Origin of the sequence: Vibrio sp. CK2-1, assembly GCF_021726515.1 — a bacterium.
Lineage (GTDB): Bacteria > Pseudomonadota > Gammaproteobacteria > Enterobacterales > Vibrionaceae > Vibrio.
This window is the reverse complement of the sequence record NZ_JAKKCJ010000001.1, coordinates 615,228-640,071: the sequence shown is the minus strand read 5'-3', so window position 1 is coordinate 640,071 and position 24,844 is coordinate 615,228. Positions and strand designations below refer to the sequence as shown.

The following is a 24,844-nucleotide window of genomic DNA, read 5'->3' as shown; positions in this document are numbered from 1 at the left end:
GTTTGGTTATCTAAGCAATTATGCTTCAATAGGCTTACGCCAATCATCACCACCTGAAGTACCTGCATTATTGTGGTCCCAAGTGATTTTGCGGTAAGACATTGATACCGTAATGTTTTGTGTGAAGTCTTTCATTGCTGGATCCTGGCAATGTGGCATTTCACAGTTGATATCAATGATGGTTGCGCCTTCAAGTTTGCTGGTAAAGAAGTTCTCTTGCTTACCTTCGATAGACGTGCGGTACCATTTCAGCTCTACTTCATCGAGCTTTTCGCCAGACGTTAATGCGTTGTACATAAGCGGAACGGCTTTGTTTAAGGCAACCGTAAATTTGAAGGGTTTGTGAACACGTTGGCCTGAAGGTTGACCTGATTGTGGATCGGTTGGAATCGTGACAGTGTGGTCAACATGTTGAACCAGCATCTCATCTTCATGGCCTTCTACGTAAGAATCACCAATAGAATCAGCAGTACATGCGCCAGCAGTGATGTTGCCTTGAGTCGCGCCTTTGATTGATAAATAACATGGAGTTGGCATTACTAATATCCTTTTACGTTGTAGTTAATTAATGAGGTCAAATATTTTCCTCGAGTAACATCAACGGTATTAGCAATTAGTATGCCACTTTATATGTACAATAAAATCAACAGGTTAAATTTAAACAAAAAAGAAAGCCAGGCAACTTTTTGCGTACTACTACGTAAAAAGTTGCCTAGTCATATACCCAAGCAACCACTACCAAAGCAACAAAAAAACCGCCAATAAATAATCTATTGGCGGTTTTGTGTTAGTGGAATGTACCTAAAATAATAAAGGTATTTAACTTAATCTTGTAGGTTTAAAGGCACGTATTCCGCTTTATTGGCAATCGTTTCTAAAACATGCATAACCACCAGCGCTTCATTTTTTTCAACCGGTGGATTTAGTCGTTTCCCTTCAACCCAATCTTTAAAGTCATTATAAAATTGGGTGTAGTGTTGGTAGTCTGCCGGCACTTCTTCGACTCGATCTTTAAAGTGGATTTTGCATAAACCTTCCGGCGTATCATGACCAAAAGTTGCTGAATCTAAAAAGATCCCTTGTTTTAAATCACGCTCTTGTTGGTCAATATCGTATTTCTCTACCGTTGCTTCTGTACCATTAATAATCCAGCGTGGCGGATGCTTAACGATTAACTGAGAATGGCGTACACGAATGCGTAAGTTGCCGTAAATCAGCTTAATATCATAGTAGTCTTCTGGCACCGTATCCGAATAGCTCAAGCCTTCACCAATGTAGAAATTCTTCTGGTTACAGACATCATAAATAATGCTGTCTGGCTCACCGTAAAGGCTGACAATTTGGTCGATAAAATGCACCGCGTGGCCATATACACTGCCAGCATATTTATCACCTCGGTTATCCGCACCATCTGGTCGGTAATGAGTATGGTTCGATTCTATCTCCATCACCTTACCAAGATCTTGATGTTGTAAAATCTGCTTAATCGTCAGGAAATCACTGTCATAACGACGATTTTGATACGGCGTGATTTTAACTTTATGTTGTTCTGCTAATTGATAAAGCTCTTTGGCTTCCGCTAGCGTATTGCAAAATGGCTTTTCAACAATCACATGCTTACCAGCCAAAATGCATTGTTTCGCAAATTGGTAATGAGTGCTTGGTGGTGTTGTCACACTGATCGCTTCTACATCGCTTTTTAATAATTGTTCAATATCATCAAAGCGTTGCGGCTCAGTTTTGGTTTTGTATGGCATCTCAAATGATTTAGAGCCTCGTGTATAAAAACCCACAATCTCAAATTGACCAGAAGCCTCGATAAATGGCATATGGTAACGATTAGTACTTTTTCCATAGCCAATAAAACCTAATTTCATGCTTCCCTCTCTAAACTGCTTTTAAATATTTGAATCATCATCTTGATAAGCATCTATATTCGGTGCGACATCTTGCCCACCGAGTGCTTGATACAAGGCGACTTGAGCGACAAATTGATTATAACGATTCTCTAATAAAGACGCTTTAGCATCTCGGGTATTTTCCTGAGAATCGAGTAAATCCATGATGGTGATTGAGCCATATTTGTAACGTGAAATATAGATCTTTTCAGCTTGCTCTGCGGCATCGTATTGTTCTTGCAAGCGATCTTGTTGATAACTTAACTGCTCACGAGCGGATAGCGCATTCTCTACATCCTGAAACGCTGAATACAATACCTGGCGATAACTGACTATTGAAGATTGATAATCTACATCAGCAATATCCTGGTTGTTTTTCATATCATTCCACTGCAAAAATGGCAGGGTTAAATCGGCACCTAGACTACCAATCGGGTTGGATAGCAATTCTTTTAATTCTTGTGATGAGCCACCTAAAGCGCCAGTTAGCGTTAAGGTTGGTAGATATTCCAAATCGACAGAATCTTTACTGGCGAGGCTAGATTTAATCTCATAAATTGCGGCTTTAACATCCGGCCTTCTGATCAATAAATCCGCCGGCACGCCTGATGACACTTCTGGCAAGGTAATATCCGGTAGTTGCTTGACGGTTTTCGTCATATCAAGCGGCGGTTGATTGAACAAAATCGCAAAGGCATTGTTCGCCTCTACTAGTTGTTGATTGAACTGACTTTGCTGCGCTTGCAAACTGGCGAGACTACGCTTGGCTTCCAATACATCAAGCTTAGTCACTGCACCTAATTGATATTGACGAGTGATCAAATCTAAGGTTTTTTGCGCATCGGCCACATCGGTTTCGCTTAATGCAATACGCTGCTTTAAATAGCCGATTTGCCAATAGAGTGACGCGGTAGTTGCTACCAAACTTTGCGCGGTACTTTCGCGATCTTCAAGGCTTGCCATTGCCGCCCATTTAGCTTGGTCGGTATCGGCAGAAATCTTACCCCATAAATCTAACTCATAACTGACTGATAAATTGGTGCTGTAATTGTCGGTTGAATCGCCGCCATCTAACGGTTTTGAAACTCCAGCAGAAGTAGTTGAGCTTAATTGCGGATACAAATCATCATCGGCTAAGCCCATTTGTAGGCGAGCTTTTTTCACCGTGAAGGTGGCAAGCGTTAAATCATTATTGGTGATCAGCGCTTGATCAATAAACTGATTGAGGATGGGATCATTAAACGCGTACCACCACGGATCAACTTTCACATCTTGCGCTAAGTGCTTTTGCTGCCACGCTTCCGGTACTTGAACTGGCGGCGCTTGGTAGTCGGTTCGAGTTAATGTTCCGCAACCACTCAAGACGATCGCGCTTAACACTAGGCTAATTATTTTTCTATTCATCATCATTAATCTCGAGATAACGCATCGACAGGGTCAAGCTTGGCAGCATTTCTGGCCGGTAAAAAGCCAAACACAATGCCAATTAAAGTAGAACACACAAAGGCTGAAACAATGGAAGTAACGGAGTAAATCATTTGGAAGCCGCCGCCGAAAGAGCTTAACAAGCTACCAAAGCCAAACGCTAATCCGATCCCGGCAATACCACCGCATAAACACACTAACACCGCTTCAATTAAGAACTGACGCAAGATATCAATTTGCCTTGCACCGACCGCCATACGTACGCCAATTTCTTTGGTTCGTTCAGTCACCGACACCAACATAATGTTCATTACGCCAATGCCGCCGACTACCAATGAAATCACTGCAATCGCAGAAATAAGTAGCGTCATTGTCGCGGTGGTTTTCTCAATATTCTGGCGAATGGTATCAGTATTAATCGTGAAGAAATCTTCCGTACCGTGACGCATTTTTAGCAAATCAATAATGCCCTGTTCCGCTGCGGTGCTTGGGGCATCTTCATCAATTCGTACCGTAATACTATTCAAATAACGTTGCCCCATCATACGGCCAGACATAGTGGTATAAGGCACCCACACTTTTAAACTATCACTATTTCCAAAGGCACTTTCTTTCGCTTCAGTAACGCCAACGATTCGAACCGGTAAACGTCCTAAGAAAATCACTTTGCCAACCGCATTGGTATTGGGAAATAACTCTTTACGGGTATTATCATCAATCACCGCTTCTTGCGCTAAAGAGTCAATGCTGTCATCTCCCCAAAATTGTCCATGCGCCAATTCATAGCCTTTAACACGAAAAAAATCTGGGCCAACCCCTTCAACAGTGGCAGTGATCGCTTCATTGTCATAACGAATGGTGAGGTTTTTATTGAGTGAAGGCGTCACACTATCGACATAAGATAAATGCGCCAAAGCTTCAGCATCACTGCCGGTTAGTGTTCTGACTCGGCCAGAGCGACGGTCACCAAAGCCCGTTCCCGGTCGAATATCTATGGTATTGGTTCCCATTGAAGCAATATTCGATAGGATTTGTTTTTGCGTACCATTACCAAGGGCTACAACCGAGACAACAGAGGCAATACCAATAATAATGCCTAGCATGGTTAAAAAGGTACGCATTTTATGGCTAGTCATCGCCAATAACGCCATTTTGAGAGCATCAATTAAGCTATCCCAATGCCACCAATGTGACGCTGAATTTCCTCGCGAATTTAGACTCGGATGGTTGACATCTTGAGAGGCTTTCTTTTGAGATTCCGACTCTTGAACATTAAGATCTTGGCTAACATTTACCGTGTCAGCGATGATCTCTCCGTCTTTGATTTCGATAATGCGATCAGCAAAGTGAGCCACATCCATATCGTGGGTAACCAAAATAATGGTATGCCCCATTTGATGAAGCTCTTTTAGCAACGCCATCATGTCTTTACCGCTTTGGCTATCCAATGCCCCCGTGGGTTCATCAGCCAAAATCACATCACCACCATTCATCAAAGCACGCGCCACACTCACGCGCTGTTGTTGACCACCACTTAACTGGCTTGGCTTATGGGTTAAACGATCGCCGAGCCCTAAGCGCGTTAATAACTGTTCTGCACGCTCACTACGTTGTACATGAGGCACTCCTGCATAAACGGCTGGCACTTCAACATTACCGGTGGCCGTTAAATCACTTAGCAAATGATAACGCTGAAAAATAAAGCCAAAATATTCACGTCGAAGCTCGGCAAGTTGATCTGAATCCATGGTCGAAGTGTCTTGACCATTGATCCAATACTGACCTTCTGTTGGCTGATCTAAACAACCTAGAATATTCATTAACGTCGATTTACCAGAGCCCGATGCACCGACAATGGCTACCATCTCACCTTGTTGGATCTCAAGGTTAACTTGTTTGAGTACTGTTAATGATTCTTCACCACTTACGAAACTGCGCGACAAGTTTTCAATTTTTAACAATGCTTGAGTCATGGTTAAAATCTCATCGGTGGTTTACGACCTTTGGTGCCAGTCGTAGCAGATGGCATACCGACAATCACTTCATCACCTTCTTCAAGGCCGGATAATATTTCTGCATTCACTTTATTGTTAATACCCACAGTGACAGGCTTACGAACCACTTCATTATTCTCTAAAACGGGCACCATAAAGTTATCTTTGCCTTTCGCTTTTTTCAGCACTTGAGCGGGGACTAATAACGCATCTTTAGATTCATTAAGAATGATCGACACCTGCGCTGTCATCCCAATACGTAACACCCCTTTCGGGTTTTTCACATCAAATAGCGCGTTGTAATAAATCGCATCGGAATCTGTCACCGCTAATTGGCTATCATCGCCAGTCATAATGGTCGGCCCCGGTTCAATCGCGCGTAATGTACCTTGGTATTTTTTATTCGGCTGACCCAAAATGCTGAAATAAGCGGTTTGACCCGGCTGAACGTGAATCACATCCGCTTCAGAGATTTGCGCTTTAATGGTCATGGTATCAAGCTGAGCCAGCTCAATAATGGTAGGAGTGGTTTGATTGGCGTTAACTGTCTGGCCTGTTTCAACCGAGGTATACACAACCGTGCCATTCATCGGCGCACTAATAGTGGTGTAGCCTAGATCGACTTCGGCACTATCGACATTAATTTTGGCTTTCTCTATTTCAGCGGTTAACTGAGCTAAATCAGCTTGGTAGATCGCCAATGTCGCTTCGGCGCTTTCGTAATCGGCGCGCGAACTGGCTTCGGCCGCTAACATGCCCTTCTGGCGTTTATATTCATATTGCGCTTGTTTGATTTGCGCTTGCTTGGCTCGATATTGCGCATTCAGACTATCTAAAGAGGCTTGTGCTTCTTTAAGATTATTTTGCTGAGTCAGGCTATCAATCTGAGCAATCAAATCCCCTTCTTTAATCTCATCACCCAGTGACACCGCCAAATTTTGAATTTGCCCCGAAACCTGCGCACCGACATTCACCAACTTAGCCGCTTGCAACATACCATTGGCTAACACGGTATTTTCAATATCACCGCGTTGTACTTTTTCAGTAGCATACATTGGCGCAGGCTCAGACTTACCAAAATAGAACCAACCTGCCGCTCCAATCAGAGGAATAGCAACAATAAGAATCCAGCGTGTTTTAATTTTCATCAGCAAAAGGAATATAAAGAAGACATAACTAAGTTATACCGATTCTTTCTCAATCAGCATAGAGCAAGGGGTGTAAAGAAAAGTAAAAGTCGGTAAAGGGGTGGGAATGGCCAACAATTCAAGCTGCAAACGTGACCATTCCCTCACTTCAAACATAAATCATCGACTTAAACGACCAGTTAGCCAAAGGTCGAATAAGCACTTTTGAAATAACGGATTAGGCTTTAATAGCTAAATTATTAATAACACCACACATAACAATTACTCCAAATGGAAGAGGGTTAATTATGTTTTCCTTAATACGTAAAGCTAAAGTCAGCCGGACATTTCTCTGTGCGGCTTCACTTATTTCTACATCTATGATGTTCGCTTTTTCTGCTAATGCTGCCGACCCTATTGTGATCAAATTTTCACACGTAGTGGCTGACAGTACACCTAAAGGCCAAGGCGCATTACTGTTTAAAAAGCTGGTAGAAGAACGCCTAGAGGGCAAAGTTGAAGTACAAGTTTATCCAAACTCATCGCTGTATGGTGATGGTAAAGAAATGGAAGCCCTACTACTTGGTGATGTTCAGTTTATCGCTCCTTCTCTCGCCAAGTTCGGTCAATACACCAAGAAACTGCAAGTTTACGATCTACCTTTCTTATTCCAAGACATTAGCGCGGTCGACAAATTCCAACAAAGCGAAACCGGTAAATCACTACTCAAATCCATGGAAGGTCACAACATTACTGGCCTAGGTTACTGGCACAACGGCATGAAACAGCTTTCTGCCAACAAGCCTCTACATGTGCCGCGTGATGCGCGTGGTCTGAAATTCCGCGTGCAAGCATCGGATGTATTGGATGAACAATTTAAAGCGGTTCGCGCTAACCCAAGAAAAATGAGTTTTGCCGAAGTGTACCAAGGCTTACAAACCGGTGTTGTTAACGGTGCGGAAAACCCTTGGTCGAACATCTACTCGCAAAAATTCAACGAGGTTCAAGACTACATCACCGAATCCAACCACGGTGTATTGGACTACATGTTGATCACCAATACCGAATTTTGGAATGGACTACCGGATGATATTCGCGGGCAATTATCCAGCATTTTGGATGAAGTCACCGAGCACGTAAACTCAGAAGCTGGCGCATTAAACCAAACCGCTAAGCAAGCGATTGTCGATGCGGGTACCTCTGAAATCATTCAATTAAAACCAGAAGAACGTGCTGAATGGGTCAAAGCAATGAAACCGGTTTGGGATAAATTTGAAGAAGATATTGGTTCGGATGTAATCGAAGCGGCATTAGCTGTTGGTAATTAATCATTTCTACCTTTGATTCATTTCAATAAAAGGCCAACCAATGAATGCTGTTTATCATTTATGGTCAAAGTTAGAGGAGGGCCTCGTTGCCTTCCTCTTAGCCGCCATGACCTTAGTAACCTTTGTGTATGTGGTTTTAAATAACCTCTACACCCCTTTCTACGACTTATCTGACTGGTTTTACGATCGTGAGTGGTCAACCACCAGCGATGCCTTTTTGTCGATAGGCGATTTCTTTATCGGCTTCGCTCAAGAAATGACATGGAGTACCGCATTAACCAAAGCCTTATTTGGTTGGTTGATTTTCATCGGTATGTCTTACGGCGTGAGAATTGGCGGGCATATTGGGGTCGATGTGGTAGTTAACCTACTCTCTACTCGCAAACAAAAAGTAGTCGGCATTATCGCGTGTCTAGCTTGTTTAACCTATGCGGGAATGATGACTTACGCCAGCTATGACTGGGTGAGCACTTTATTTCATGCCGATATTTATGCCGAAGATCTGGAAAAAATCGGCATTAAAGTTTGGTATATCGGCGCAGTGGTACCGGTGGGCTTTACTCTACTGTGGATCCGCTTTTTTGAAATCTTCATTCGTATTCTGCGCGGCTTACAACTCGGGCTAGGCATTGCCGATGAAACCAAAGACGCCATGAAACACGCAATGGCCATGATGCCGGATGAACAGCAACCAAACGAGCAGACAAAACAAACACAACAGAATAAGGACAAACCATAATGACGATTCTTTTTCTGTTTTTTAGCTTATTCCTATTAATGTTTATTGGTGTGCCGATTGCTATTTCCTTAGGGTTATCTGGCGCACTGAGCATCTTATTTTTCAGCCAAGATTCAATCCGGTCTTTGGTGATCAAGCTATTTGAAACCTCAGAACACTACACCCTACTCGCGATTCCTTTTTTCTTACTTTCTGGCGCATTTATGACAAGCGGTGGTGTAGCAAAAAGGCTGATCGATTTTGCTAATTCCAGCGTTGGGCATATTCGTGGTGGCCTTGCAATTGCGGCGGTTATGGCATGTATGTTGTTTGCTGCCCTTTCTGGTTCTTCACCGGCAACCGTTGCCGCAGTAGGCTCAATAGCGATTGCCGGCATGGTGCGCTCAGGCTACCCGAAAGAGTTTGGCGCGGGGATAGTGTGTAACGCAGGTACGCTAGGCATTTTGATTCCGCCTTCGATTGTCATGGTTGTCTACGCCGCGGCGACGGAAAGTTCGGTTGGTAAACTGTTTATGGCAGGCGTCATCCCCGGCACACTACTCGGACTAGGTTTAATGACCGCCATCTACATTATTGCGCGTAAAAAAAACCTACCCGCCATGCCAAGAGCAACCTTAAGAGAATGGCTTGCCAGCGGACGTAAAGCCTCATGGGGTTTGCTACTAATGGTGATCATTCTAGGTGGGATTTACAGCGGCATGTTCACCCCAACCGAAGCGGCCGCCGTTGCTGCGGTGTACGCAGGGTTTATCGCGTTATTTGTTTATAAAGACATTACCATCAAGCAATGCCCGAACGTGTTATTGGAAGCGGCCAAACTCACCGTAATGTTGATGTTTATCATCGCCAATGCCATGTTGTTTGCGTTTGTATTAACCACCGAACAAATCCCTCAAACCATTGCAGCGTGGATTATTACCTTAGGTTTATCACCTTGGATGTTCTTATTACTGGTTAACATTATTCTACTGTTGGCAGGTAATTTTATGGAGCCGTCGGCGATAATCTTAATCCTCGCCCCCATCTTGTTCCCCATTGCAATTGAACTAGGCATCGACCCTATTCACTTCGGCATCATCATGGTAGTGAATATGGAAATCGGCTTAATCACGCCCCCCGTCGGCTTGAACTTGTTTGTCACCTCGGCAGTAACCGGAATGCCACTCAGCGCCACCATCCGAGCCGCCCTACCGTGGCTGATGATCTTGTTGGTATTCTTGATGATTATTACCTATATACCAGCGGTGTCGTTGTGGTTACCGGAGGCGTTGGGGATGCCTTAATGATGTAGAAAAATCGGGCCAGTAATACTGATTACTGGCCCGTTTAATGTAACGTAAGCTAGGCATTTTCTATAATAAAAAGAATAGATTGAAAGGAATATCCCTCCCTGCCGACACTGACATTTATAAAGATTTAGATATCAAATCAGCTTTAAGTAAGCCGCCCTTAGTCAACAATTTCGCTGAAAAGTTAGGGTTTCGGCGCTGCTTATATGCAGATAAAATACCTTGTAAACCGCTAGCCTCTAACAATGAGATATTAATTTCCGCATCCATATCAGCTGCATCAATAAAATCAGCAGAAAATGAAGGTGCGATTATCAAAACTTGTGCAACTCGATGACCATTTTGTTCACAGCGTTTCACGTATGATTTTACCTGCCGAGAAGTAGAAGAATACTTTGCAAATTGTCCATTCTTAAATGACTTAACCTCACCAACAATGACATCTGCATTTTCAAGCGAAATAATAATGTCAGCCTTATCCTTCGCTGTATTAATATCTTTTCGAAGATCTTCGTCTATATTCATCCCAAGCTGCTCTAAAATCGATCGCGTAATTTCTTCAAATTTAACACCAATTTCAGCTTCTTTTATATCAATACCAGCCTCTTGTAGACCTTTTAAATCTCTACTTGCTAATAGATGATAATTTTCTATAAAGCGGTCACTAGCACTAGCAAAGCTTTCTATAATCTGACTTCTTGGATTCCCTCGTCTAGGTAGCTTCATTTCTGTTCTAATGGCTTTTATTTCATCATTATTGTACAAATAAAGTATATCAAAGGGAGTAATACTAAGGGCTTTAAGCCTTTCAGGATCTAACGTTTCCTTATTTTCAATTTCAAAATCTTCGCGTATACGTGCTTCAACACTTGGTACCGTCTGGCTCAGGGACTCTAGCAACTCTTTATAACCACTTACACTAAGTACATCAAATTCATCATTTATTGAATTTTTCAAATGGTTAATCAAAACATCTATTCGATCTTGCAATCTAGCACCTATCCTAGGGATATCTAGATTCATATCTTCTATAAGTTGTTTTATTCGTTCTTTACGAGCATTCTGAGGAGAATCGTCAGAGTGAATATCCGTCATTAATATGCTTCTAATTGAAAGCCTTGCATGAGCAATTGTTGCAATTTTTTCTTGTCGGTCAACACCACGGATTTTATACCCATGACTTTTCAAAATATTAGATAGCTCTGAATCTGATAATGAACGCAGAATCCTTAACACATACTTATCATTAATTTCTTTCCCTAATACCTCATGAAGAATTTCTACGATTTCATCCGCAATCATCACTTCAGAACTACGGCGATTTATAAGAATTATTCCATTCTCTCTTAAATATTCCAATGCCGTTTCAATTCCTAGCTCTGGTATCGGATCTATGGAATGCTCTATTGCGTGAGCTTCATCCCTAGAGAGTCCTAGTTGCTGAGCAAGGGTATTTAAAATGCTTCTCTCATCTTCTGTGATTTTTGCTGTTCTATTAGATTTATAATCATTTTCAAAAGCTGTTTTTGCACACTCTTTATAAACATCTAACTTATGCAATCTATTAAAATCATGGATTTCATTACCTTCAATATCAGCAGCGAGTTCCTTACTTAATTTATCAATTTCAGCATATTCTTTCGCATACAAGCTTTCAATCCACTGAGTAGTAGCAATACAGTTTCCATCCCTTGAGAGGATATTTATAAGCAATGATGCTTGAGAACCACCTATTGCGATCTGCTCAATAATATGCTTTTTAAAATGGTCTCGGATCAAGCTAAATAATTGATTAATTTCATTACCAGAGGCTGACTTTAATTGACCATCAATCTTATCTAATTGTTCAGCTAATACTGGATCAGATTTATTATCTTGGCATAGTTTATCGATGCAATTTACAAACTTTGATCTTTCAACCTGATTCGTATGACTTAATACTTGATTTAACTTCATAACGATATGACCTGCATTATTTTTTGAGTAATCTAATCATCATATCCCTACACTCTTAAGGTGTAAATCATACTTAAAGTACATATCTTATTAATTTTCAATAATGTGATTTACAATAAATATCGTCAGCAACAAACCTACTAAATATATAACTATCGATTAAATTAAGATTTCTTTTTCAATAAATAGTATAACTTCCTAAATGGTACTCTAGATAAACTATCCCCCGCCCTCCCTTGGCTGTATATCTTGATGCCAATTATTTTTCATTGGTAAAGGGAGGGAGTTGTTTCGTTGGTGCGGGTAGATAAAAGCAGATTCTAACTAGTGCGAGAAAATCACAAAGCCCGGTCACCCCGTACATGAACTAGGTGAATAAGATACGGGATCTCCTACCATTCGTTAAGAAGTCAATCGCGGTAGGAGATCCTGAACTACGCTCCTTCGTCGCTACTCAGGATGACGCTGTGGTGGGTCACGAGTCACTATAAAATTTACCAAGCTCTCCTATTAGATAAAATCCAGCGTAAGCAGTAAGCGTCGTTCATTAGGCTCTACAGCAGGAGAACGATGGATGAGTCCGTTATCTTCATTGCCTTCCCAACCGCTACCTTTCAGTAAGGCAACATCACCAGCTTGCACTTTTTTGATTGAGCTTTCATTCGAGTACAAACCAGAAAGGTGATCCGGCTGGCCAAGGCTTCCTGCACCAAGCTTGCTACGATCAATCCCTTTATTATCAAGCCATTCCGTTGCAGGACCGGCATAAGTTGTCACCAGTCGGCAAGGCACTCGGTCAAAATGAAATTTGGGGCACATTGGGCTATCTAGTCGAGTCAGTCTCAACCCCACTTCTTTTAAATCAAACAAGCAGCAGAACATATCGACGATCAAGGCAATATCTTCACTCAAGGCTTGGGCGCACGCATAGTCTTCTAATCGAGTGCGAATCCAATCTGCCGTATTATCTGGCGTCAAACTTTGAACCAATGCCAAAGGTTTATCGTCATGGAGCATTTGCTCTATATCTTGCCTCATCTGCTTTGGAAGCGTGCGTTGCCATATCGCAATATTCGATTCAGGCTGATAGATATCGGTCAGTATGCTCGGCGTATTCTCTACCAATGACGAGGATATGGCGTCAACAGGAGCCGGTCTTTCTACTATTTCTAAACTCATTCTTCCGTCTCCCAAGCAGCAAATGGGTCTGCTAAGGTTTGCCAAAACTCTTTCCCTGCAAGTACTTCTTCTTGCGTTAACAAACAATCCTCTAACGCTTGTAGTAATGCCGCTTTGTCGAGCCCTTGGCCGATGAACACCAATTCTTGGCGCCTATCACCAAACGGCTCAATCCAATTTTCTTCAATGGCGGCTAAAGATTCAGGGTCGGTCGGCCATTGTTCCTTAGGAATCGCACTCCAAAACAGTCCAGCAAAACCATAATCGGCAATACCACCCGCTTGGTTCCACTGCCCAGCAAAATCAGGACGAGAGGCTAACCAGAAGTAACCTTTAGAACGAATTAATTTTCCAAAACGAGAAAGATGATGCAAAAGCTGATGAAATTTTTCAGGATGGAATGGACGGCGGGCATGATAACTAAAGCTGCTAATACCATATTCTTCCGTCTCGGGAATGTGCTCACCTCTCAACTCTTTAAGCCAGCCAGGTGCTTGTTCTGCACGTTCAAAGTTAAATAGTTCGGTATCCAATACATCAGAGATATTCACTTGCCCATTCTGGATAGCAATAATACGTGCGTGAGTATTTAAGGTTTTAAGAATCGCCTCCAAACGCTTAATCTCATCAGCCTTTGCAAGGTCGGCTTTGCTGATCAAAATAACATCCGCAAACTCAACTTGATCTATCAGCAAGTCTGAAACACTGCGGTGGTCTTCCTCGCCTAAGTGTTGTCCGGTTTCTTGAAGAGATAGTGCCGCATCATAATCACGCAAGAAGTTCACGCCATCGACCACTGTCACCATCGTATCTAAGGTGGCAATATCCGAAAGCGATACGCCATTTTCGTCAGCAAAAGTAAAGGTTTCCGCAACGGGAAGTGGCTCAGAAATACCGGTTGATTCAATGACTAAATTATCAAATCGACCTTCTTTAGCCAGTTGTGAAACTTCCACAAGTAGATCTTCTCGCAAGGTGCAGCAAATACAGCCATTGCTCATTTCCACCAGCTTTTCTTCTTTATGGTTTAGTGACACTTCATTTTTTACTGTTGCTGAATCAATATTAATTTCGCTCATATCATTCACAATCACCGCTACCCGCTTACCTTCGCGATTATTGAGGATATGGCTAAGTACTGTTGTTTTTCCCGCACCAAGAAACCCCGACAAAACCGTCACGGAAATTTTTTTCGGACTCATTTACCCACTCCAAAGCTCATCTATTTATGCTTTCAGTTAACCATCTATGATTCATCGGCTCTTAAATCTAAGAGATACAGATGGTCCGATTGAATTTTTAGTTATGTTATAACATAACAAAATAAAAGCCAGTAATACTTAAGGCGTGTAAATATTGACCACTAACAAGTGCGGGGTTATAGTAACCCTAAAATGGAATAAGGAGATTCCGTGACAAGTACAGAGCTCATCAAACTTTTAAAAAAGAACGGATGGGAGCTTAAAAGTACTAGAGGAAGCCATCATAAATTTCGGCATCCTAAAAAAGATTTAAAAATAGGACTGGTCAATAAACTGAAAAAACAAGCAGGGCTTTAAGTCCACTTTTTGTACACTGAATCTCACGTGCTTAGCACAAAACAACGAAGGAAATCAATATGTTATATCCAATCGCCATTGAAGTCGGAGACGATACACACGCTTATAGTGTTGTATTTCCTGATTTACCTGGATGCTTTTCTGCAGGTGATAGTTTAGAAGAGGCATTAACTAATGCGAAAGAGGCCGCTCACTTTTACTTAGAAGATTTAGCCGAAGAAGGCAGATTACCACCACAAGCTAAATCATTATCTGAATGGCAAAAAGATGAAGAATATACAGGCTGGGCATGGGCAGTGGTTGAAGTCGACATCGAACCTTACTTAGGTAAATCCAGTAAGTTAAATGTCACACTTCCAAATTTATTGTCTAAAAAGATTGATGAACAAGTAAAAGCGCATCCAGATCTATACAAAAATCGCAGCCACTTTTTACAAGTCGCCGCGACACATGAATTGCAGCAGTCAACATAAAATCAAGCCCACCGATATTTGGTGGGCTTCATTGTTATATCTCTACTATTTAAGTTTGATTATTACTTTTTCAGATCAATCTGATACACCGCAAAACCAACGTCATCTTTGCCAACTTTTTTCATTGGGTATTGCGCTTTATCTGCGATGAACTTCTCTGCAAGATCGCTTGGTGAGGTTTCAAACTGCACTTTTAAGTCTGCTTTAGTATTAACCGGTGCAAATGACCAGTTGTTATCTGCGCTTGGCGTCACTTCACCTTTCTCTTTACTGATGCGAGAGATGTAGTCTGCCAAGATGGTGCGGTTTTCATCTGGTGAATCAAACGCGACGTGATTGGAACCTGTACCAGCGAACGTGCCGCTGTAAGCGCGGTAATTGTTGGTTGCAATAATGAAGGTTTGCTTCGGATTAATTGGTTTGCCTTGGTAGGTTAAGCCCACAATACGGTGCGAATCTTTATTGATAAGCTTACAGCTTGCATCGTATCTTGCAGGTTTGGTGATGTCGATTTGGTAGTTCACACCGTCGATCACATCAAAGTTATAAGTGCGGAATTCATCCCAATTGATCAGAGATTGAACCTTATCGCTGTTTGGATCGATTTGATTGAACTGCCCTGCTGAACATTCCAACCACTCTTGAACTTCTTCGCCCGACACTTTCAAGGCCACTAACGTGTTTGGATAGAGGTATAAATCTGCTGCATTACGGAAAGTTAATTGGCCTGATTCCACTTCAGTAAAGTTTGAAGGATCATTTTTACGACCACCCGCTTTAAACGGTGCAGCAGCGGCAAGTACTGGCAAACCATCTAAGTTTGGATCGCCTTGAATAAAGCGTTCTACGTAATCTTTTTGCGCTAAGTTAACGATTTGAACCGTAGGATCGTCTTGCACTAATGACAAGAAGCTGTACATCACATCGTTGGCTTTACCGATAGGTTGATTAACAAACTCACGCGTCGCTTGATGATCTTTGTCTATCGCATGCTTCACTTCTGGATCTTCTGCTGCCAATGATTTTTGCTTGTTGGCATCATAAATAGGACGTGCGACCGCGGTTCCATCGGCAACGGTCCATTTACCGTCTTTTTGTTCTAGCTCTAAATCAATCACACCAACGTGACTACCCCAACGTCCTGGCATCACAGATGGAATACCGTTAATGGTGCCTTTGGCAATATCTGCGCCATCTACGTTAGAGAAGTCTTTGCTTGGGAAAACCGCATGCGAGTGACCAAAAGTAATCGCATCAATACCTTCAACTTGCGTTAGGTAGTAAACCGAGTTTTCTGCGCCTTGTTGGTATTTCTCAGTCGAAATGCCGGAGTGTGGGATCGCGACAATCACATCGGCTCCTTCGGCTCTCATCTTAGGAATAAAAGCTTCGGCGGTTTGTTTAATATCGTTAACTTGCACTTTACCGGTTAGGTTTTTCTTATCCCACACCATGATTTGTGGCGGTACAAAACCGATGTAACCGACTTTGATTTTGTGAGATTTTCCGTCGGTATCTTTAAATTGGTAGTCCTTGATCACGTAAGGATTGAAATAGTTTTTACCAGACTTAGCATCAACAATATTGGCATTCACATAAGGGAATTTTGCGTCATTAGTGGCTTCAGCAAGAAAGTCTAAACCGTAGTTAAATTCATGGTTACCAAAGTTTGCCACATCATAATTGAGTAGGTTCATCGCTTTATAAGCTGGATGGACATCACCAGATTCTAACCCTTTGGCCGCGACATAATCGCCCATTGGACTACCTTGAATTAAGTCACCGTTATCAATTAATACGCTATTGGTCACTTCTGCACGCGCTTGTTTCACCACGGTTGCAGCACGTACTAAACCAATTTGATCCGATGGCTTATCTTTGTAGTAATCGTAATCCATGATATTGGCGTGAATATCGGTGGTTTCAACGACGCGCAGTTTGATGGTATCGGCAAAAGCAGGATTGGCTATGCTGATCATCCCGACCAGAACAGAAAGCGAAATAGGATGACGGACAAAATTCATGAAACACTCCGGTGTGAATTTTAAAGTTAGTTAAAAGTGTTGAGCTACTTATCAATCAGGCGCAATAATATGATCACTTCAATGAAAAATATGTGACAGGAAACAAGTTTACACCTGCCATTTATCACTTTGTTATTGATAACTTACGATCGGTTATCCGAAATCAAATCACTAAACGTCTCACGCCAATCTCGTAATTTTTCATGGTAATGCTCAAGTTGTTCATCCGACATGGCTTGAATCACTTGGCTAATCATTTGAAATGTCACTTGGCGATTGCGTTTTACCTTCTCAGTAAATTCAGCGGTATAAAGTTGCTCTGGGTTAAGCGTTGTATTCAAAAACTTTTGTTTAAACTCAGGGGAAGGATTGCGTTGTAAAAATAGCACCTGTAACTCAGCTTTATTGGTTTGTTGTTGCAGAAACCAATCTTTCGACATTGCGGGGCGATCTAAACTCCACTGCTGCACCCATTGCTTTTGCTGTTCTGATAAATCCCCCAGCCAAGCTTCTAACGCTTCGGTCATTCGTTCGGCAGATTTTTCACGCATTTCAGATTCTGAGAGATCTTCATAATCGGAAAATTCATCGCGGTATTTTTCATCTAGCGAGGCAAACAATTCATCGGCTTGATCTTGATCGAGCGTCATAAATAACTCATACAATTCCGGCATGGCTTTTTGAGCAACCTCGGCAGAGAAGCCTTTTAAGCGAAAGAACTCCGCTTCGACTTGTTGTGGCGTCACCTCTTTTGGTTGCAAAGTGAGTAGTCTATCAATATGTTCGATATACTTAGGTAGTTCTTGCTCTCGATGCCACTGACGAACGTCAATCACTGATTGCTTTACCATGCTTTCTTGCGCATCATTAAGCGATAAATAGCGGTCGACATATTGTGTGGCTAGCCAATCGAGTCGATTATAAAAAAACTGAGTTGAGCAGCCTGTTAGCACGAGCAAAGTAATCACAATAGTCAGGCGTTTCATCATAATAGCGAACCTACTCAAAAATAAGATAACGTAAACAGTGTAGAAGTAAGATCCGGTTTTCCATACTGTTTTCTTGATATTTAAAGCAAATTTAACCAAAGGACATATCATGAACGCGACCAATGCATTTCCAATTGGCACTCCTGGCCAACCATGGGGCGACGTAGAAAAACGTCAATGGCTTGAACAAACCACGATCAAGCGTTCTTACTCAGAAGAAGTTGTACCTAAGATACAAGCTCTAAGCAGTGATTTTGACGTGGCTCAATATGGTCAATTGCAATACGACAACAACCCTGTCGGTGAATCTCGCTATCCTCTGTTTGTTTTGAAATCGAAAACTTGGAATGATGCCAACCCAACGATTTTAATTACCGGTGGTGTGCACGGTTATGAAACCAGTGGCGTACATGGCGCGTTATTGTTTGCTCAAACCGAAGCGGCGCGTTATCAAGATAAATTCAACATTGTAATTGCGCCATGTATCAGCCCTTGGGGTTATGAAACGATTAACCGCTGGAACCCAGATGCGCTAGATCCAAACCGTAATTTTGTGGCCAATAGCCCGGCGCAAGAATCTGCCGCGGTGATGAAAATGGTCGCCGATCTTGGGGTGTCAATTTTGGCGCATATCGATCTACATGAAACTACCGATACTGATGAATTAGAATTCCGCCCTGCACTGGCGGCGCGTGATGGTATTGAATATGTAAAAGGCTCGATTCCAGATGGTTTCTACACAGTAGGCGATACGGAAAAGCAAGATGATGAATTACAAAAAGCCATCATTGATTCAGTACGTAAAGTGACGCATATTGCGCCGGCAGATGAGAACAATCAGATCATCGGTTCAGATGTCACCCAAGATGGCGTGATTAACTACCCGCTTGTCGCTTTAGGGTTATGTGCCGGCTTCACTGATTGCCAATATTGCACGACCACGGAAGTGTATCCAGATAGCCCGAAAGTCACTGACGATGAATGTAACCGAGCTCAAGTAGCGGCGATTACTGGTGCTTTAGACTACATACTGGCACTCTGATCAACATTCCAAGCCTATAATTAACTAAGCAATAGGAAATAGACCATGGCTGACATTCATTTTGAAGAAAAACTCGACCGCATCGACTACGCTACCGTGGCGGTGTATCGCTCGTGCTTTTTATTGTCAGCCATTGCGATTGCTTTATTAGGATTCGGGCTTGAACAATATGGCGTACCATTACTAATTGTCAGCGCATTAATTGCCAGTGCTTGTGTGCATCTTTATGACAAAACCATTCGCTGGTTTATCCAAAGTAGCGCCCTATTTGCGGTTTGTTTATTAGTTGCGAACTTGTTTACACCGATTGCGGTTGGGGCAAGCCTCGCTGTGTGGTGCGGCCTTTCCATCAAAGAGTACTATTGCTTCCGCATTCGGCTGATTCGAATTACCCCACTGGTATTAATTCTGTTCTGGGTTTGCTTTGCTCTACCAATTTGGTTGCCGGTTTTTTATCTCGCCACTGGCCTATCTGCTGTGCTGCTGTTTACCATTGGCATTGCCAAAATTAGACAGCCGTTTCACTTTGATATTGGCGATAAAAGTAAGTTTCAGATCTAGGCTTGCAATTCTAGTCTCCCAGTGCTTGACCTTCCCCTAGAGGGAAGCTTTATAATCGCCACCTATTCATTGAAACTGTAGCGAGTCGCCTGTTCACTATGTTTTTCACTAGGTTTTGTTTAGCTCGGCTTCACTCTAAACTTCAACACTCGGTTATATTGTTGATGACCTTGATCGCGGTTGTGCTTTCAAGTGTGAGTGTTGCCACGCCAATTTCTGCGATTCAAATGACTCAAGCTGCTATACCTCAAACAACCGTTCAAGACATGAATCACACCACAGCAGTTGAATCTGATTCTCAGCATCATGCGTCACCTTGTGCCAGCTTATCTAAAACTGGCCTAGTCGCCGATTTCCCATGTTCAGATTCGGCTAAACATAGCAATGATCACTGCGCCTCTTGCGCGCCAATCTATGCGACATTACCAACTGCGTTGGATATTGAAAGCAATCCATCAGCTGCTTCAGAATATAATGACCATACCGAATCTATCCCCTCTTTAACGCTACCTAATTTGTCACGACCTCCAATTCAATCTGTTTGGTTTTAATTCAATACATCAACACGATTAAAAAACTTAACTTTTGAATAAATACACGACCAATATTGGAAGTGTTAGGAGAATACAATGAACCTACGTTTAACAGTAACAACACTACTCACTGGCGCATTCGCCGCGGCTTTATCTTTTTCAACTTTGGCCAATGAAGCGGATAAATTTGAAGGCTTAACTGCCCCACAAGCATTAGAAAAAGCGCATGAGTATCACGGCAAAGGCACTGCATCAATTCAAGTAATGCCAGATGTGATCGTGGCGAAATTTGACGACAACAGCCAAATTCAGATCCCAACTAAAGATCAGCATTTATTGTCTATCGCCCCTTATGAAAACCAAACTCACCCATGCGGCTACCATGTACCAACGGGCTGCCAAGGTGAAATGGTCGAAAAAACCATGATGGTTAAAGTCGTCGATTTAGATAATAAGAAGGTGTTGAAATACGGCCAAATCACCACACAAAAAGACGGCTTCATTGATTTATGGATGCCAAAAGATCGTAAAAACCTAGAAGTGACCTTTACTTATAACGGAAAAATCAGTACCGAAGTACTAAGCACTGAAGATAAAGCAAGAACCTGCATTACAACAATGCAGCTGATTTAAGCTTGCCACTACTCTGAGTTTAGAGTTACTTGAAAGCTAATAAGACACAACACCCACAGATTTAGGTCTGTGGGTGTTGTTTGTTTCTGGCGGCTAACACTTCTTTAAATGCAAACATGCCATTTAATGCCGCTGGAAATCCTGCATAACCCGACATTTGAATGAGCACTTCTTTTATTTCATCTTCACTGCATCCAACATTCAATGCTGCGTGTAGGTGAACTTTGAGTTGAGGGGCGCAATTTCCCAAAGCAGTGAGTGCCGCGACTGTGGCAATTTCTCGGGATTTTAAATCAAGGCCAGGGCGTGCATAAATGTCGCCAAAAGGATATTCAATGGTGTACTTAGCAAGATCTGGGCAAATATCTTGCAAGCTTTCGATAACGTTATGTCCGGCTTCGCCATCAATTTCAGACAGTAGTTGTAACCCAATTTCAAAGCGTGATTTTTGCATGGTTTATGTACCTATTTAGTTAAGAATAAGCACACCATACAAGTTAGAGTTCACTCTAAGTCAAATCACTTTTCCATTTTTATATAGGTCAATTTTTTCTTCTAAAGCCGCCATGTGTTTTTGTTGTTCATCAATATGTTTTTTTAAGTTTTGTTGATGCTGTTCCAATAAGTGTTGTCGTTCCAATAGCGACTCCGCCCCCTGCTCTCTTAACTTTGCATACTGTAAAATCTCATCTAGAGGCATCGCGGTGTCTTTTAATCGCTTCACAAAGCCAATCCAGATTAAATCTTTATTGGTATATTCACGATGACCACTACTATTTCGATGAATATTCTTAAGCAAACCGATTTTTTCATAATATCGAAGAGTATGAGAAGACAAGCCGACTAGGCTAGAGAACGCTTTCATATTCATATGTCAGTCCTAAGTTTTGGTTATAAGTAGCCATGAATGTATCGCCTAATCGAATAAACAATTTTATATCACATTCCCTTATTTGTGAGTCATCAAACTTTTATTGTTAATATTATCAATTAATATTGTGCAAATTTTGCACTCACCAAATGGCAGCGGTAGAGGTGCTCTTGGTCATCTTAATCAACATTAGCAGGTATAGACATGAAAAAAAGTTTACTTTTTAGCGCACTACTCAGTGTCGCAGTACCGTCTTTCGCGGCAAACTCGGATGGGTTTGATCCGATAAAAAGCGATCCTGTTTTGCAAGGTTGGATGCAAGGACAGCCGCCAGCTGCAGATAAAGTTATTCGTAAGCAAGATAATAGCTTTTACCACTTTCCTCAATTACGTTGGTCATTTGCGCACTGGAGTGAGTTACAGCCGACTAGCTCAATTTGGCAAGGAACCTCTGTACCATCTAAATTAACAGTTAAAATCGATACCAAAATTAAGCAACTACCTTTCAAAACGATGGATGGTAAATCATCCCTAACCGTCGAGAAAGCCTTAGTTAATACCTACACTGATTCCATATTAGTAATGCATAAAGGTCATGTAGTATTTGAAAACTATTATGGTGTGATGACGCCTCAAACTCGCCATATTGCTTGGTCAGTCACTAAATCTGTCTTTGGTATTTTAGCCGCTACGTTAATTCAAGAAGGTCGACTCGACCCTAATGCCAAAGTGACTCAATATATTCCTGAACTTAAGGGCTCAGGGTTTGCAGACGCCACGGTTCAGCAAGTATTAGATATGCAGACTGGGGTTAAATTTTCAGAAAACTACGCCGATCCTAAAGCAGAAATCTGGGATTACGTGAAAGCAGGTAGTCTGTTCCCACAACCCGAGAACTATAAAGGTCCACAAGGATTTTATAATTACGCTAAAACTGTCACCAGTGCCCAAAAACCTGGCAGTGTTTTTAACTATCAAACCGTCAATGCTGATGTCGCTGGTTGGCTCATTCGACGTGTGACGAATCAGTCGGTAAGTAAAGTGCTATCTGAGCGTGTTTGGCAAAAGCTTGGCGTTGAGCGAGATGCTTATATTTCTCTTGATTCAGAAGGCAATGAATTTGCTGGTGGTGGTTTAAACCTTACCACTCGCGATATGGCTCGTTTTGGGGAGATGATCCGTTTAGATGGTCAATATAATGGGCAGACTATTATTCCTAAAGCGGCCATTGATGATATCAAACAAGGTGGTGATAAAGCCTTATTCGCTAAAGCTGGCTACCAAACCTTACCCGGTTGGAGTTATCGAGATCTTTGGTGGGTTTCTCATGATGATCACGGCGTCTTTGCGGCGCGAGGTGTACATGGTCAAACCATCTATATCGATCCAAAAGCAGAAACAGTTATTGTTCGTTTTGCCTCTCAACCCGTAGCGGCCAATAGCAAATATGACCCAATATTGTTGCCGATGTATCAAGCTATCACCAACTACTTAATGTAATAACATTTTCCTTCTCTACCATTTTTGGTTCAGTGTTAGAGAAGGTATAAATATATTTATTTCCACTAAGTGATCTAAAATCCAATACACTACGTACTGGTTAAGTTGTTCTAAATCTCTTTTATCTAAAATCTGAAGTTAAATAAAAACTCACAAGGAAATATTTATGCTTTATCCAATGGCGGCGATGGTGTTGCTGATTTTTATTGTTGGCTGTGTGACGCTGAAAGTTCGTGTTAATAGTGTGAAAAGCAAACAGGTCAGTGTGAAGTATTTTCAATTGATGCAGGGTGAAAACTTGCCAGAGATGGTGATTAAAACCAATCGACACCTTGCCAATTTGTTTGAAATGCCAGTGCTGTTTTATGTGGTGTGTACTTTATATATCAGCCTACAGATTGATAGTAGCTTTGGAGTTATTGTGGCGTGGTTGTTTGTGATTTTCCGTTATCTACACAGCTATATTCACCTAGGCACTAACAATGTAAGACATCGCATGCTGGCATTTTGGGCTTCATTTATGTGTGTTCTAGCGCTATGGATTAATTTACTGATTCTAGCTTAGTAGTATCGTACTCATTAGAACAATCAAGCCTTGAATGATGGTCTCACTCAAGGCTTAATTTTTATGACTCGCTTAGCGCCGTTCTAAAACTCGTTTTGTTTAGTTCTGTAAGGTCTCGATGTATTTCACCATGACATCTTTTACAAACGCTTGGCATTCTGTTGCGGTATTTGGATCGTAATGACCACCATTGGTAATGTTGTTCGACAAAATACGAATCGATAAGAATGGTACTTTGTAAGCCTCTGCAATTTGTGCCACTGATGCACCTTCCATTTCTTCTACACTAGTACCGAAGTTTTCATGGAACCATGCAATACGGTCGAGTTCGCTATTCCAGAAGTTCGCAGAACCAACCGTGCCTTCTACCACTTTACCGTTCTGGTATTTCACATGCTTAGCAATGGCGAGTAGTTCAGGGCTACCTTCATAATAACGGATTTTGTTAGCATCATCTGAACCCGCACTACCTGAAGAGGCCATGATATCCATTGGGATCCATGTTAGTGAATTCGAACCTTCACCGGCTTTTTTGCTTGGGGTTTTTAGGTTTCCGATATTCACCACACGCTTACCTAGCACGATATCGCCGACGGCCAATTTTGGATCGTGGCCGCCAGAAGTGCCTTGGTTGATAATCGCCAATGGCTTGTAGCGTTCAATCGCAATCGCGGTTGCCGCAGCAGTGTTTTCTAAACCTTTCCCTGTTTGGCTTACAATCACTGGGTAGCCATTTAATGTGCCTTTATAAAAAACAAATGAGCCCGTTTTTTCAATTGAAACGTCTTTTAAAAGTGCCGCAAAATGTTGCGCTTCAATTGGCATTGGCCCTTGAATAATAATCGGCTGTACCGGCTTACTATTGCCAGCAACCGACACACTCGCCATCTCGGTTGCTTGTACTCCAACACTCATAAATGCTGCGCTCAACATAGTGGTAACTACCACCAACATACGAATAAACAATTGCATAACTCACCTAGTTAAGAAAATTAAGCCGGCATTGTAATGCAAAAGCAAACGTTTGCATATTATTGCGATCCATAACCCAATTCTTAGTGAGAGATGCTTATATATGAGCCTTAAAATGAGTTGCAAAAACCACAGCTTTGACAAAAAATAGTTAGAACTCAAAACATTTAATGAAACTATTTAATTT

Annotated in this window: 24 protein-coding genes; 11 read left to right on the top strand and 13 right to left on the bottom strand. The window is 41.9% G+C overall.

The features are described from left to right. Positions 1-18: 18 nt before the first annotated feature. The 5 genes from L3V25_RS02775 to L3V25_RS02755 form a co-directional block, all read right to left on the bottom strand. Complete coding sequence (locus tag L3V25_RS02775; RefSeq protein ID WP_027694943.1) at positions 19-537, bottom strand: Hcp family type VI secretion system effector; 519 nt, start codon at positions 535-537, stop codon at positions 19-21. Positions 538-824: 287 nt separating this feature from the next. Beyond that, positions 825-1,877 (bottom strand): Gfo/Idh/MocA family oxidoreductase, encoded by a 1,053-nt coding sequence (locus L3V25_RS02770; RefSeq protein WP_237293970.1) that lies wholly within the window; start codon positions 1,875-1,877, stop codon positions 825-827. A 21-nt stretch (positions 1,878-1,898) separates the two neighbouring features. Further along, on the bottom strand, positions 1,899-3,308 hold the full coding sequence (locus L3V25_RS02765) for an efflux transporter outer membrane subunit (protein ID WP_237293969.1): 1,410 nt from the start codon (positions 3,306-3,308) through the stop codon (positions 1,899-1,901). Next, the gene (locus tag L3V25_RS02760) at positions 3,308-5,296 is read right to left on the bottom strand and encodes a MacB family efflux pump subunit (RefSeq protein WP_237293968.1); all 1,989 of its coding nucleotides are present in this window, start codon (positions 5,294-5,296) and stop codon (positions 3,308-3,310) included. The genes L3V25_RS02765 and L3V25_RS02760 overlap by 1 nt, the downstream gene beginning before the upstream one ends. A gap of 2 nt (positions 5,297-5,298) precedes the next feature. Then, positions 5,299-6,465 carry an efflux RND transporter periplasmic adaptor subunit gene (locus L3V25_RS02755; protein ID WP_237293967.1) on the bottom strand — a complete coding sequence of 389 codons (1,167 nt, stop codon included), beginning with the start codon at positions 6,463-6,465 and terminating at the stop codon, positions 5,299-5,301. Positions 6,466-6,824: 359 nt separating this feature from the next. Between L3V25_RS02755 and L3V25_RS02750 the strand changes: the two genes are divergently transcribed. The 3 genes from L3V25_RS02750 to dctM are packed head-to-tail and all read left to right on the top strand — an operon-like array spanning position 6,825 to position 9,794. Next, the gene (locus tag L3V25_RS02750; RefSeq protein ID WP_237294334.1) at positions 6,825-7,772 is read left to right on the top strand and encodes a TRAP transporter substrate-binding protein; all 948 of its coding nucleotides are present in this window, start codon (positions 6,825-6,827) and stop codon (positions 7,770-7,772) included. A gap of 40 nt (positions 7,773-7,812) precedes the next feature. After that, entirely contained in the window at positions 7,813-8,511 is a 699-nt protein-coding gene (locus L3V25_RS02745; RefSeq protein WP_237293966.1) for a TRAP transporter small permease, read from the top strand. Beyond that, on the top strand, positions 8,511-9,794 hold the full coding sequence (dctM, locus tag L3V25_RS02740; protein ID WP_237293965.1) for a C4-dicarboxylate TRAP transporter large permease protein DctM: 1,284 nt from the start codon (positions 8,511-8,513) through the stop codon (positions 9,792-9,794). Before L3V25_RS02745 ends, dctM begins: the two co-directional genes overlap by 1 nt. Before the next feature lie 123 nt (positions 9,795-9,917). Here dctM and L3V25_RS02735 read toward each other — a convergent pair whose 3' ends face one another. The 3 genes from L3V25_RS02735 to zigA all read right to left on the bottom strand — a co-directional run bounded on the left by L3V25_RS02735 (position 9,918) and on the right by zigA (position 14,137). After that, positions 9,918-11,756 (bottom strand): hypothetical protein, encoded by a 1,839-nt coding sequence (locus L3V25_RS02735; protein WP_237293964.1) that lies wholly within the window; start codon positions 11,754-11,756, stop codon positions 9,918-9,920. A gap of 510 nt (positions 11,757-12,266) precedes the next feature. Next, positions 12,267-12,935, bottom strand: coding sequence for a DUF1826 domain-containing protein (locus L3V25_RS02730; RefSeq protein ID WP_237293963.1), 669 nt, complete (start codon positions 12,933-12,935; stop codon positions 12,267-12,269). Then, positions 12,932-14,137: a zinc metallochaperone GTPase ZigA gene (gene zigA, locus L3V25_RS02725; protein ID WP_237293962.1), complete on the bottom strand. Its 1,206-nt coding sequence runs from the start codon at positions 14,135-14,137 to the stop codon at positions 12,932-12,934. Before zigA ends, L3V25_RS02730 begins: the two co-directional genes overlap by 4 nt. Before the next feature lie 210 nt (positions 14,138-14,347). On the opposite strand from zigA, the gene L3V25_RS02720 reads away from it, so the two are divergent. Continuing rightward, positions 14,348-14,494: a type II toxin-antitoxin system HicA family toxin gene (locus tag L3V25_RS02720; RefSeq protein ID WP_237293961.1), complete on the top strand. Its 147-nt coding sequence runs from the start codon at positions 14,348-14,350 to the stop codon at positions 14,492-14,494. A gap of 59 nt (positions 14,495-14,553) precedes the next feature. Continuing rightward, positions 14,554-14,967: a type II toxin-antitoxin system HicB family antitoxin gene (locus L3V25_RS02715; RefSeq protein WP_237293960.1), complete on the top strand. Its 414-nt coding sequence runs from the start codon at positions 14,554-14,556 to the stop codon at positions 14,965-14,967. Between the two features lie 62 nt (positions 14,968-15,029). Here L3V25_RS02715 and cpdB read toward each other — a convergent pair whose 3' ends face one another. Both cpdB and L3V25_RS02705 read right to left on the bottom strand, forming a co-directional pair. Next, on the bottom strand, positions 15,030-16,991 hold the full coding sequence (cpdB, locus tag L3V25_RS02710) for a 2',3'-cyclic-nucleotide 2'-phosphodiesterase (protein ID WP_237293959.1): 1,962 nt from the start codon (positions 16,989-16,991) through the stop codon (positions 15,030-15,032). Between the two features lie 143 nt (positions 16,992-17,134). After that, positions 17,135-17,980, bottom strand: coding sequence for a DUF6279 family lipoprotein (locus tag L3V25_RS02705; protein WP_237293958.1), 846 nt, complete (start codon positions 17,978-17,980; stop codon positions 17,135-17,137). A gap of 109 nt (positions 17,981-18,089) precedes the next feature. Here L3V25_RS02705 and L3V25_RS02700 point away from each other — a divergent pair, with 109 nt between their 5' ends. The 4 genes from L3V25_RS02700 to L3V25_RS02685 all read left to right on the top strand — a co-directional run bounded on the left by L3V25_RS02700 (position 18,090) and on the right by L3V25_RS02685 (position 20,749). Further along, the gene (locus L3V25_RS02700; RefSeq protein ID WP_237293957.1) at positions 18,090-19,022 is read left to right on the top strand and encodes a M14 family metallocarboxypeptidase; all 933 of its coding nucleotides are present in this window, start codon (positions 18,090-18,092) and stop codon (positions 19,020-19,022) included. A 45-nt stretch (positions 19,023-19,067) separates the two neighbouring features. Beyond that, positions 19,068-19,583 (top strand): DUF2301 domain-containing membrane protein, encoded by a 516-nt coding sequence (locus L3V25_RS02695; RefSeq protein WP_237293956.1) that lies wholly within the window; start codon positions 19,068-19,070, stop codon positions 19,581-19,583. A 161-nt stretch (positions 19,584-19,744) separates the two neighbouring features. Continuing rightward, a complete protein-coding gene (locus L3V25_RS02690) occupies positions 19,745-20,134 on the top strand; it encodes a hypothetical protein (RefSeq protein ID WP_237293955.1) in 390 nt (129 codons plus the stop codon). Positions 20,135-20,212: 78 nt separating this feature from the next. Then, on the top strand, positions 20,213-20,749 hold the full coding sequence (locus tag L3V25_RS02685; protein ID WP_237293954.1) for a CueP family metal-binding protein: 537 nt from the start codon (positions 20,213-20,215) through the stop codon (positions 20,747-20,749). 61 nt (positions 20,750-20,810) lie between these two features. On the opposite strand, the gene L3V25_RS02680 is transcribed toward L3V25_RS02685, so the two are convergent. Together L3V25_RS02680 and L3V25_RS02675 are read right to left on the bottom strand one after the other, a co-directional pair. Next, on the bottom strand, positions 20,811-21,203 hold the full coding sequence (locus L3V25_RS02680; RefSeq protein WP_237293953.1) for a carboxymuconolactone decarboxylase family protein: 393 nt from the start codon (positions 21,201-21,203) through the stop codon (positions 20,811-20,813). A 60-nt stretch (positions 21,204-21,263) separates the two neighbouring features. Further along, positions 21,264-21,620: a MerR family transcriptional regulator gene (locus tag L3V25_RS02675; RefSeq protein WP_237293952.1), complete on the bottom strand. Its 357-nt coding sequence runs from the start codon at positions 21,618-21,620 to the stop codon at positions 21,264-21,266. Positions 21,621-21,824: 204 nt separating this feature from the next. Between L3V25_RS02675 and L3V25_RS02670 the strand changes: the two genes are divergently transcribed. After that, positions 21,825-23,120, top strand: a complete 1,296-nt coding sequence (locus tag L3V25_RS02670; protein WP_237293951.1) for a serine hydrolase — start codon at positions 21,825-21,827, stop codon at positions 23,118-23,120. A gap of 166 nt (positions 23,121-23,286) precedes the next feature. Further along, complete coding sequence (locus L3V25_RS02665; protein ID WP_237293950.1) at positions 23,287-23,685, top strand: MAPEG family protein; 399 nt, start codon at positions 23,287-23,289, stop codon at positions 23,683-23,685. Between the two features lie 99 nt (positions 23,686-23,784). On the opposite strand, the gene L3V25_RS02660 is transcribed toward L3V25_RS02665, so the two are convergent. Further along, the gene (locus tag L3V25_RS02660; protein WP_237293949.1) at positions 23,785-24,657 is read right to left on the bottom strand and encodes a 5'-methylthioadenosine/S-adenosylhomocysteine nucleosidase; all 873 of its coding nucleotides are present in this window, start codon (positions 24,655-24,657) and stop codon (positions 23,785-23,787) included. Positions 24,658-24,844: the final 187 nt, after the last annotated feature.